Below are 10,893 nucleotides of genomic sequence, written 5' to 3' on the forward strand. Positions count from 1 at the left end.
CTGTCACCGCCTGAATCTTTCCAGTAAACATAGATACAATTACTCCAATAATTATTAATCCGCACCAAATTCCATTAATCATATTCTTTCCTTCCTCCTACTTTTAAAATATTTTTTTATTCTTAATAAAATATTTTATACTTCTTTATATACTCCACATTAAAATAAAAAACAAATATCTGTTTTCTATATTTTAAATATTATCTTTATATATCTTCTGAAAAAAATTTATAGTATATATATACATAAGATATTATTATTTATGTGAAAAATCTATATAAATAAAATATAATATATTTATTCATATAATTTATGATTTTTCTCTTAAAATAAAAAAATCACAGTTTAAAGCTAAACTGTGATAAATATAATCATAAAAATGATATTATTTATAAATAATATCATAACAATTTTCTTTTTCACAGATAGCACTCCATTGACAATCAATGACAGTAATATAGATTTTATCTACATTACCAACAAAAAAGAATGGCTTAATTTCTCTTTCATTTCGGCAGAATTCCCTTTCTAACTATTTTAAAACGCCTGCCAGACTAATTATAGTTATACTCTTGTTTCCTGCTCCTCTATCTAAATTAATATTATAGATTTGAGTATACTCTATCATATAAACTTTGTACAATATATTTTATATATAAAAAACTACAAAAAAATAAAGACAGCATAATTCACTCTGTCTTTAAGTTAAAATTTATAGTTTTTATCAATACAATGAAAACATATTTATTATTTCTTCTTTTTCAAAAAGCTGTTCTGCTACATCTTTAAAAACTTCTTTATTGCCATTAATATAAAACTCTATTCTCCCTTTTTTATATCCTTCTCTCAATAAATCTTCCTGACCCAATACTCTAAATAACTCTATAGCACTTTCAACTGAAGAATCTACTATTTTTTTACTGAAAAACTTTCTTATATCATTAAGAATAAAAGGATAATGTGTTCCTCCTAAAATCAAAGTGTCCGCTGCATTTGGTATTTGGCATAAATAACCTTCCAATATTTCCATTCTATCAGAATAATTTTCCCACCCTTTTTCCAACATTGTGCATAAAGCCTTACATGAAATTTGATACACAGTTATATCCGAATCTATTTTCTTTATACTTTCTTCATATACATTAGATTTTATAGTAAAAGCTGAACCCATAACAGCTATTTTTTTTTGTTTGCTTTCTAATATAGCTGATTTTACTCCTCCTTCTATCATTCCTATTATTGGAATATTATACTGAGACTTAAGAAATTCCAAAGAAGCAGCTGAAAAGATACTGCAGCCAATGACAACAGCTTTACAATTATTTCTAATAAGAAAGTCCATTATTTTGGCGCTTAAATTTTGTATATCTTCCTTGCTTTTTTCACTATATGGATTATTTTTCCAGTCACCATAATAAATTATATTTTCTCTTGGAAGTAACTCTCTTATCTTTTTTAAAATAGTCAACCCACCTATTCCAGAATCAAAAATTCCTATAGACGACTCTTTATTCATAATTTATGCACCTCTTCTCAAAAATACTATATTAAATTATACCTTTTTATTTATTTTATGACAACTATAATTTTTTATTTGTTTTTCAAAATATTTGTTGACAGAATAATTATATGTGTTATAATAATATTGTCATAGGACATTTCCTTAAATTACATTTTAATTTCTACGAACAAAAGCTCTCACTCTCAAGGGAGCTTTTGTTGTATATTTAAGAGAAATATATTATCCCATCTTTATTATTTGTGACCAACGCATGACCAACCTACTAGTCTTTATATTTTTTCTTCAAAATACTATTGCAGCATTTTTTTAGTATATTAATAAAAAGTACCTAATATTAATTTGATTATGAAACTATTAAAACATAAAAAAAGAGCCTCCAAAAAAGAAGTTGATTTATTTGCTATCCTCCTGCCAGGTAGAGATTTTTATATAGCTAATATAAAATATACAAATATTAAAAATGAAAAATTAAAGGATTTATTGAGGTTAAGTAGAAAGATAACTTTATAGAAGAAGATTATTAAAAAGAACTACAGGAGGTGAAAAATGGGAATGTTTTTAAAGTATGTTTTATTGATATGTGGAATCTTATTTACATACAATGCAGTTATTAGCTCAACTTCAAATATTATATATGCAATTCTTGCTATTCTTTGTTTTATTGGATTTAAAAAATTAGGATGATCAAAAGAAGAAAATAAACCAAAAATTTTATCTGATTTTATGCCCATTTATACCTATTAATTTTTAAGTAATATAAGTATTTTATTATTTTTAAACTTTGTTATTTTATTTTATTATATCTTAATTTCTACGAACAAAAGCTCTCACTCTTAGGGAGCTTTTGTTGTATGTTTAAGGAGATTGCTAAAAAAGTGAATCATCCCACAAAAATAAAAATTTTATTCTTTGCTTCATAAAAAAATTTTTTTTAATAAAATTTTGAACTTGACTTATTCTAGGTTTAGAATCAAATCCTAAAAAATATATGAGAGTAAACATTTGTTCTATATTAAATGTTCATAAATATCAAGCTAGACTTTTTTTGACCATAAAATATTCAATAGTTAGTATAATATCTTAATTTTTTAAACTATTAAAGTAGTATAATTTTATTCCAAGCTTTTTTGTTACTCTGTAATATATATTCTTATATAAAAAGTTCTTGACTTATAATTTCGCATAGGATATAATTTCTAAAAAGAAATCATTTGAGGAGGTATAATGAAAAATGCTTTAATAGAACTACAATGTGAGATGGTAGCTGAAAGAACTTATGTTAATCCAAATAATCTCAGTTGGCTTCAATATGATATCCTGCATTTTATCAATCTACATAAAAATACTTCCCCATCAAAGTTAAGTGTAGAATTAGGAGTTGCCAGATCAAAACTATCAAAAGCTCTGAAACAATTGAAACTCCTTGAATACATACAACAAGTTCCCAGTGACCTTGATGGGCGTGAACTTATTACTTCTTTAACTCAAAGTGGAAATGAATTTTTAATAAATATCTATAATAATCACGAATCTATTTATAAACTTTCAAAAGAAATTTTTTCTGAAGAAGAACAAGAAGAATTTGCAAGATTAGCAAAAATGCTTTCAAATAAGCTAAGAAATGAAAGGATAAAAAATAATGAATAACATTCAAATAATTAATGCAAGAACTAATAATTTAAAAAATATTTCTTTAGAAATTCCCAAAAGAAAAATTATAGTTGTTACAGGCATTTCTGGTTCCGGAAAATCATCTCTTGTTTTTGATACAATCGCTTCCCAGTCACAAAGACTGCTAAGTGAAACTTTTTCCAGTTATATACAACAGCTATTACCCCATTATGAACAAGCTAAAGTAGATAGAATTTCAAATTTGCCAGTGTCTATAGTTATTAATCAAAAGAAAATAAATGGAAATGCTCGTTCTACTGTTGGAACCATTACTGATATATATGCCAGTCTGAGACTTTTATTCTCACGAATTGCTAAACCATTTATTGGTTATTCAATGAATTACTCTTTTAACTCTCCTGAAGGAATGTGTCCAAAATGCAAAGGTCTTGGAGTAATAAAAGAAATTAATCCAAAAAGTTTGATAGATTTTGAAAAATCCTTGAATTCAGGTGCTATCCAATTTCCAACTTTTCAGTTGGGGGGATGGAGGCTAACAAGATATACAGAATCAGGAAATTTTGATAATGATAAAAAAATCAATCAATATACCTCTGACGAATTATCTATGCTTTTATATAACACTGGAAGTTTTCCTAAAAAACCAACAAAAAAATGGCATAAAACAGCTCAGTATATGGGATTGATTCCTCGAATAACCAAAGCCTTTATTGAGACTGATAACACCAAATATAAAAATGATTTAAAAAGAATTTTAGAAGTTAAAGATTGTACTGAATGTTCAGGTACAAGAGTAAATAAAAAAGTACGTAGTGCTAAAATTTTAAATAATTCCATTTCTGATTGTGTCAATTTAACCATTGATGAGTTGAAAATATTTTTAGATAGAATAAAAGAACCAGAAGTTGAAGTTATATTAATAGATCTAAAAACAAAACTTGAGAGCTTGCAGAATCTTGGGCTAAACTATCTCACCCTGAACCGGTCAACAACAACTTTATCTGGAGGAGAATCACAAAGAATTAAAATATCAAAACACCTAAATAGCTCATTATCTGATATACTTTATATTTTTGACGAACTTAGTACAGGTCTCCATCCAGAAGACCTCATAGGAATTATAAAAATATTATATAAATTAAAACAAAAAGGAAACACTATTATACTAGTAGATCATGATCCAGATATCATAAAAATTGCAGATCATATTATTAATTTAGGTGAAGAGGCTGGAATAAATGGTGGCTATATCACTTATCAAGGAACATATGAAGGACTACTAGCTTCTAATACACTTACCAGTAAAGCTTTGAATACTTCACATTATTTAAATACCAAAAAACAAAATTTCCAAGAGTTTTATGAACTACAAAATGTTAGTTTAAATAATATTAAAAATATTTCTGTAAAAATTCCTAAAAATGCTCTTACCCTTGTAACTGGTGTAGCAGGATCTGGAAAAAGCTCTCTTATACGACATTTATTTAAAAATAAATTTTCTGATGCAATGATATTAGATCAAAACCCTATCCACAGCTCTTCACGCTCAAATATACTCAGTTATTTAGGTGTTTTCGATACTATAAAAATTTTATTTAGTAAAATATCCTCACAAAATATATCTCATTTTTCCTATAATGGAAAAGGAGCATGCCCTATCTGTAAGGGAAAAGGATATGTAAAATTAGATCTAGCTTTTTTAGGAGATACACAACAACTTTGTGAAAGTTGTTGTGGGAAACGCTTTAATAATGAAACATTATCCTATTATTATAAAGACAAAAATATTGATGATGTATTGAACTTAACAGTTAAAGAAGCTGAGAGTTTTTTCGATGATACTAAAAGCGAAAAGTTAAATCATATGCTGAATTGCTTAACAATGGCTAATTTAAATTATTTAAAGTTAGGTCAATCTCTTGACACATTTTCTGGTGGAGAACTACAGCGGTTAAAAATAGCCAAAACTCTCTTTGAAAAAAACAGTAAATTACTAATTTTAGATGAACCTAGCACTGGATTACACGAATCTGATATTCAAAATCTACTGGAGTTATTTTTTGATCTAGTAAAAAATGGAAATACACTGATTGTTCTAGAACATAATTTATCTATTATATCTCAAGCAGAATGGATTATTGATTTAGGACTTTATGGCGGAGTTCTTGGTGGAAAAATTATTTTTCAAGGATATCCTGAAGATATGATTGACAACCCTACTTCTCTTACAGCTAAACATCTTAAAAATTTTTTGAAAATAAATTAAATATATCATTCTTGTTGATAATTTTTGTAAATAGTGGTCTTTTAAGATAAAGCTCCATAGAAGTCTTACTTTCATCTAATTTTCTTTTAATTTTGCATCTTCTGGTCTATAGATTTTATTTCCCTCTATTTTCCAAGGTGCTTTTTTTAATATTCTTTTTGAGTAAACTGTATTTATTTTCTTACTTCTATTGCCTTTAAATTTAGAATATTCCTACACTGAATATAAATTATGATATTTATTTGATTACTTGACTAATTAAAATACTTCTATTGTAAAAAATACAACAAAAAACCAGAGAACTTATCTCTGGTTACTAAAAGACAATTATATAGTTAAAATAATCTTCTCTGATAAAATAATATTATAAAAGATCATTATTTTGCATGAGTAATCTATTTTTATATTCCCATATCTTTTAAGCCATTTATAACACGATATCCCTTTGGTATCTCAAAAATAGAAGTGGGTACTTTAGTTGTACATTCCAATATTTCCATTATAAAATCATCTCCAATACCTTTTCCTGTTATGTATGCCAGTTCATTTCCTTTAAAATAATATCTTATTTTCCCACCATTCTTCACACTCATTTCTTCATATGGAAGTTTCTTCCCCATTACTGTATCAGTTCCAGAACCAGTAATCTTAATTCCTATATATTCAGGTTGTTTAAAAATAGAAGAATTAATTCCAAGCATATTGAGATTCATTGCCATTTTATCTTTGTCACTTATCATATAAGATTTTTTTCCTTCTACCAAAAATCTTACTATTTGACCTTCATATGCCATCTTAGTAACTCTCTTCTCTCCAAGAGTAGCTACAGTAATATCGCTTTTTATATTTTTTCCCTCAATTTTATTATGCATTATAAAATGCATTATAACATCTTTCCCTTTGAATTCATCCATATACTTTTCTGCAAGACTTCCAGCCGCTTTTACATATTCAGTTGTAAAAATTACAAATGTAAAAATAACTAGTAATATTAATTGTAGTTTTTTCATGTACAACCTCCATAATATATTTTTAACTATGCTCTTATTATACAGTACTAAAATATATAAAGTAAGTACTTAAATTAATAATAATTTATCAACTTTCTGAAATTAATTTTACAACCATCATTATTGCAAATATAAAAAATGGAAATATTATACTTAATATTCCTCCCATAAGTAGAGATTTTGCTCTTTTAGGATATTTTTTATTAAAAACAGCAAACAATATAATACCTATGTATGCGCTTAAAAATCCAAGTATTACCCATCCTATTCCACCTTTATCATTTAGAGTTTCAATTACTTTTTTATCTGATTCAGATTTTTTTTCTTTTTTTATTATTTCCTCTCCATTTATTTCTATTCCTTTTTTTCTCTCTTTAAAAAGTATATCATAGCATCTACTGCAATATTCTTCACCTCTATACATCTCTGTTTCTCTAAACCAATAAAGTCTTTTATTGCATCTTTTACATCTTCCCTCCAAAGTAACACCTCTTTTTTCGTAAAAATTTTATTTCTGTTTATAGTCTAACAAAAATATGAATGTATTGTCTATAAAAACAAGTAAAATATTAAAAAAAATATATAAATAATTCTCACTATAAACAAAATTTAACTTGTATTTAATAATTACAAATATAGCCTCTATTTCGGATAAAAATATATCAACAGAACTTGTAAGTACTTTAAATTTATGATAAAATTTATCATTAATCAGGAGGTGATTCATGAAAAAAAAATTTAACAGCTTTCTTCTTAGTTTAGGAATTATCATAACTTTAATCTCTGCATTATTACAATTTTTTATAAGTATACATTTATTTATCTTAAAAAAATATTTATATTTTATCTTCTATTTTATTGTTTTTATTTATTGGCTAAAAGATAGAGACTTTAAACTTAAATATTTCCTTATTTATGCTATCATTAGCTTTTATTTTAACTTTTCTCTTACGACCTCATTTGCTATGATATTCATAAGAACATTTTTAGATTTTCTAAATCTTACCAATTTAGCTAAAACTATTTCAGTAACATTAATTATAGGAACACTGAATACATTCATTACTTCTTTTATTTATCAATTTTTAAAAATAAAATCATTTAAATTCTATAACCCATAGAATTTAAATTAAAAAATATAAATTATTAACATTTAATATTTTTTGATACAAAGAAAAATTTTATATTAAAAAAATATTTTTTGATAATCAAATTATTTGTTGACAAAATATTATAAAGATGATAATATAAAGATGACCCTTTCCTTGAAGTGTTACTGTATTTTAAATTTAACCAAATTTAGAAATAGGATTAGAGACCCCCAATGTCTTTGATCCTATTTCTAATTTACAGATATTTATATATATTTATAATCAGCTGTTGATCAATTACAATATTGATTATTTAATTTTAATGTTTCATATTATTGGTTTATTACTATCTTTTGATATAAAAAAATAGAAAGAAATTAATCTTTCTAGTTTTTCTTTAAAAATAATTTATATTAAAAAAAACCTTGCTTATTTTTTATAATATTCAGGATAACTGATTTCTGATATTTTTTTTATTACTTCTGTTACTTTGATAGATGGTCTCACTGCTTCTTTACTTATTGTATATATTCTTCTTTCTTTTACAGCCTTTATTATATTCCAATTACCTCTATCAATAATTTCTTTTATTGGATCTTCAACTTGGTAAGTACTGGTAAATATTATATCAGGATTTCTTGCTGCTATAGCTTCCAGACTTGGTATGAACCATCCATTTTTATCACTAAATATATTTTCCACTCCTGCAATTTCTAACATTTCATTCATAAATACGTCTTTACCAAAAGTATACATAGATGGAAATGGAGAAATTTCAAAATATATTTTTTTCTTTTTTTCTATATTTTTACTTATTTCTTTTACTTCATTTATTTCTTCTTCCATTTTAGAAATTATTGCTTCTGCTTCAGTTTGTTTTTCTGTTTTTTCTCCTATCTCTCTTATACAATCGTAAATATCTTTTATACTTTTTACATCAGGAATATAGATAATCTCTGTTCCCTTTCCTTTCATAAATTCAATAAAATCCTCTCTATCTGCTTTATTAAATGTTGAAAGAATTATCAAATCTGCTTTCAGAGAAAAAATACTCTCTGTATTCATTTGATAAAAACTTACTTTTGGTATTTTCATATCATCTAATTCTTTTATATCAGAATTTTTATCCATGGCAATTATTTTATCTTTCAATCCCAGTTTATAAAGTATTTCCGTTACTGCTGGACTTCCAGAAGCTATTCTATTATATTCTTTAGAAAAAGATATAACTGAAAAAAGAAATAAAATTATTATTGAAAACTTTTTTATCATTATTATCACTTATCCTTTTATTTTAAGATAGATAGAAACCATTTTTATCTTTCTATTATACCATTCTAAAAATTATATTTGAATCCTGCATAATAACTTCTTCCATCTGCTGGATGATATGCTTTTTCTCTAATTCCAGCTGTTACAACAGCACTTGCATATTTTTTGTCAAATAAATTTCTTATTCCACCATATAATTCAAATCCGTCATTAAATTTATACCTAATATTTGAATCAATTGTAATATAGTCATCATTTTTCCCTAATTTATTGGAAAAATCATCACTATTATATGCTTTTCCAAAATAATACCCATCTATATTAAAAACTATACTTGGTAAAATATCATATGACATTCCAATATTTCCTTGCCATCTTGCTACTCCTGCAAATTCTTTTTCATCATGAATTCCACTTGTAATTTTAGGTTGAATATATGAAATATTTTCTCTTAAAGTTAATTTATCAAAGTAGTGTTGTAGCGAGACTTGGCCTCCTATTCTTCTTACTTTTCCATCAAAATTTCTATTTTTTCCACCATAACCACTTACTTTTTCATAATAAATTTCCTTATCTGTATCTATCAAAAATATTGATGAAGAAATAAAAGTATTTTTATACATATCCTTTATTCCTACTTCATAAACTTTTGTTTCTTGAGCATCAATATCTCCATACCAATATCCTAAATCATCTGCATTTGGTGTTCTAAATCCTTGAGTAAAACTTAAATATACACTTCCTGTTTCAGAATACAGATAATTAGCAGCCAGTTCAAAAGAATCATTATCAAATTTTTTATCTAAATCTTTTTTAGGTATAACTGATTTATCACTGTATTTATCACTGCTCCTTCTATATCCTTGACTTAATTGCAGCTTTCCAATTGTAGTTTTATTAATTAAGTAACCTGCAAAAGATTCTTTTTCTAATTTTGTTTTATAGGTAAATCTTTCTACTTCTGATTTTTTATAATCTCCCCCTAGAATTATATAGCTTTCTTTTCCATAATTGTATTTTAATTGTGGTTTTATATAGTATTGCTTTATATCTGTTCTGCTATCTCCCCAAGTAGCCTTTGGAGATAATTTTTTAGTATCATAACCACCATACGTTAAAAATGATAAATTTTCTCCAATTTTCTTATTATATGTCATCATATAGTTATTTGTTTTATTTAATTCTTTTCCAGCATCTTTTCCAGCTTGTTTTGGATTCTCTTCAAATTGTTCTTTTGTTAAAGCACTTGTCCAGCTATCTTTACTTTTTCCATAATTATATTTTGCTTCTAAATACCCATCATCAAGTAAATATTTTCCTCTCAGCCATATTGATTCTCTAGTATCCCCACTGCTATATCTAGGATCTAAACTTCTATATCCATCACTTTTATAATTGTTATAAGATAAATCAAAAAGAAATTTATCTCCTATTTTAGTTCCATAATTTACATTCCCTTTTACTGTATTCCATGATCCAATTTCTATACCTACATTACCATAATTATTTTTATCTAATGGTGATTTAGTAATAATATTTATCACTCCACCAGTAGTTCCGTCTCCATACATTACAGCTCCACCTGAAGGAATTATTTCAATTTTGTCTATTTGCTCAACAGGTATTTGACTCGTATTGTAAGTTCCATCTACTGCATTTAAAGGAATTCCATCAAGCAGTACTAATGTATTGCTCTTCGCAGTAGCTCCTGAACCTCTCATATCAAACACAGAATCTGATCCTCCAATAGAACTTATAGTTAACCCTGGAACTCCTTTAAGGGCTTCTGCCACTGTACTAGCTCCTTTGTTCTGAATATCCTCTTGAGTTACAATAGTTATATTTTTAGCAGTATCCAAAACACTTGTTTCAAAGTTTTCTGTAGAAATAACTGATTCGTTCAATCTTTGACTGGCTATCTTTTCTTCTGCCATCATTGTTGTACCTATTGTCAGTAGTGCAGCTATCATTAAAGTTTTTTTCATTTTTCCTCCCAATCTCTATTTAGTTTCTGTTAACTTAAATTTATGTGAACTACTCCTAACCTTTTAAGGTATAATAATTTGCTCAAGATTATATATCCTCCCTAAAATGAAAGGA

Annotated in this window: 9 protein-coding genes and 1 riboswitch; of the genes, 3 read left to right on the top strand and 6 right to left on the bottom strand. The window is 26.0% G+C overall.

All coding sequences use genetic code 11. The annotated features are described in order from the left end of the window. Nucleotides 1-418: 418 nt before the first annotated feature. Nucleotides 419-598: riboswitch (Lysine riboswitch) on the bottom strand. Between the two features lie 126 nt (nucleotides 599-724). After that, nucleotides 725-1,516, bottom strand: a complete 792-nt coding sequence (gene murI / locus E6771_RS14870; RefSeq protein ID WP_316092125.1) for a glutamate racemase — start codon at nucleotides 1,514-1,516, stop codon at nucleotides 725-727. A 552-nt stretch (nucleotides 1,517-2,068) separates the two neighbouring features. On the opposite strand from murI, the gene E6771_RS14875 reads away from it, so the two are divergent. The 3 genes from E6771_RS14875 to E6771_RS14885 all read left to right on the top strand — a co-directional run bounded on the left by E6771_RS14875 (nucleotide 2,069) and on the right by E6771_RS14885 (nucleotide 5,420). Next, nucleotides 2,069-2,206, top strand: a complete 138-nt coding sequence (locus E6771_RS14875) for a hypothetical protein (RefSeq protein ID WP_316092126.1) — start codon at nucleotides 2,069-2,071, stop codon at nucleotides 2,204-2,206. A 540-nt stretch (nucleotides 2,207-2,746) separates the two neighbouring features. Beyond that, complete coding sequence (locus tag E6771_RS14880) at nucleotides 2,747-3,169, top strand: MarR family winged helix-turn-helix transcriptional regulator (protein WP_316092127.1); 423 nt, start codon at nucleotides 2,747-2,749, stop codon at nucleotides 3,167-3,169. Continuing rightward, a complete protein-coding gene (locus E6771_RS14885; RefSeq protein WP_316092128.1) occupies nucleotides 3,162-5,420 on the top strand; it encodes an excinuclease ABC subunit UvrA in 2,259 nt (752 codons plus the stop codon). The genes E6771_RS14880 and E6771_RS14885 overlap by 8 nt, the downstream gene beginning before the upstream one ends. A 401-nt stretch (nucleotides 5,421-5,821) precedes the next feature. Here E6771_RS14885 and E6771_RS14890 read toward each other — a convergent pair whose 3' ends face one another. From E6771_RS14890 to E6771_RS14910, 5 genes are all read right to left on the bottom strand, one after another. Further along, on the bottom strand, nucleotides 5,822-6,430 hold the full coding sequence (locus tag E6771_RS14890; RefSeq protein ID WP_316092129.1) for a hypothetical protein: 609 nt from the start codon (nucleotides 6,428-6,430) through the stop codon (nucleotides 5,822-5,824). An 88-nt stretch (nucleotides 6,431-6,518) separates the two neighbouring features. Then, the gene (locus E6771_RS14895) at nucleotides 6,519-6,911 is read right to left on the bottom strand and encodes a hypothetical protein (protein WP_316092130.1); all 393 of its coding nucleotides are present in this window, start codon (nucleotides 6,909-6,911) and stop codon (nucleotides 6,519-6,521) included. Between the two features lie 450 nt (nucleotides 6,912-7,361). After that, a complete protein-coding gene (locus E6771_RS14900) occupies nucleotides 7,362-7,493 on the bottom strand; it encodes a hypothetical protein (RefSeq protein ID WP_316092131.1) in 132 nt (43 codons plus the stop codon). 457 nt (nucleotides 7,494-7,950) lie between these two features. Continuing rightward, nucleotides 7,951-8,793: an ABC transporter substrate-binding protein gene (locus tag E6771_RS14905; protein ID WP_316092132.1), complete on the bottom strand. Its 843-nt coding sequence runs from the start codon at nucleotides 8,791-8,793 to the stop codon at nucleotides 7,951-7,953. A gap of 65 nt (nucleotides 8,794-8,858) precedes the next feature. Beyond that, nucleotides 8,859-10,778 carry a TonB-dependent receptor gene (locus tag E6771_RS14910; RefSeq protein ID WP_316092133.1) on the bottom strand — a complete coding sequence of 640 codons (1,920 nt, stop codon included), beginning with the start codon at nucleotides 10,776-10,778 and terminating at the stop codon, nucleotides 8,859-8,861. Between the last annotated feature and the right edge of the window lie 115 nt (nucleotides 10,779-10,893).

The organism is Fusobacterium sp., from assembly GCF_032477075.1.
Taxonomy (GTDB): domain Bacteria; phylum Fusobacteriota; class Fusobacteriia; order Fusobacteriales; family Fusobacteriaceae; genus Fusobacterium_A.

Bases quoted from the DNA above. Each gene is read 5' to 3' on its own strand.
- E6771_RS14905 (WP_316092132.1), bottom strand. From the start codon at position 8,793: ATGATAAAAAAGTTTTCAATAATAATTTTATTTCTTTTTTCAGTTATA.
- murI (WP_316092125.1), bottom strand. From the start codon at position 1,516: ATGAATAAAGAGTCGTCTATAGGAATTTTTGATTCTGGAATAGGTGGG.
- E6771_RS14900 (WP_316092131.1), bottom strand. From the start codon at position 7,493: ATGAATGTATTCAGTGTTCCTATAATTAATGTTACTGAAATAGTTTTA.
- E6771_RS14875 (WP_316092126.1), top strand. From the start codon at position 2,069: ATGGGAATGTTTTTAAAGTATGTTTTATTGATATGTGGAATCTTATTT.
- E6771_RS14880 (WP_316092127.1), top strand. From the start codon at position 2,747: ATGAAAAATGCTTTAATAGAACTACAATGTGAGATGGTAGCTGAAAGA.
- E6771_RS14890 (WP_316092129.1), bottom strand. From the start codon at position 6,430: ATGAAAAAACTACAATTAATATTACTAGTTATTTTTACATTTGTAATT.
- E6771_RS14885 (WP_316092128.1), top strand. From the start codon at position 3,162: ATGAATAACATTCAAATAATTAATGCAAGAACTAATAATTTAAAAAAT.
- E6771_RS14910 (WP_316092133.1), bottom strand. From the start codon at position 10,778: ATGAAAAAAACTTTAATGATAGCTGCACTACTGACAATAGGTACAACA.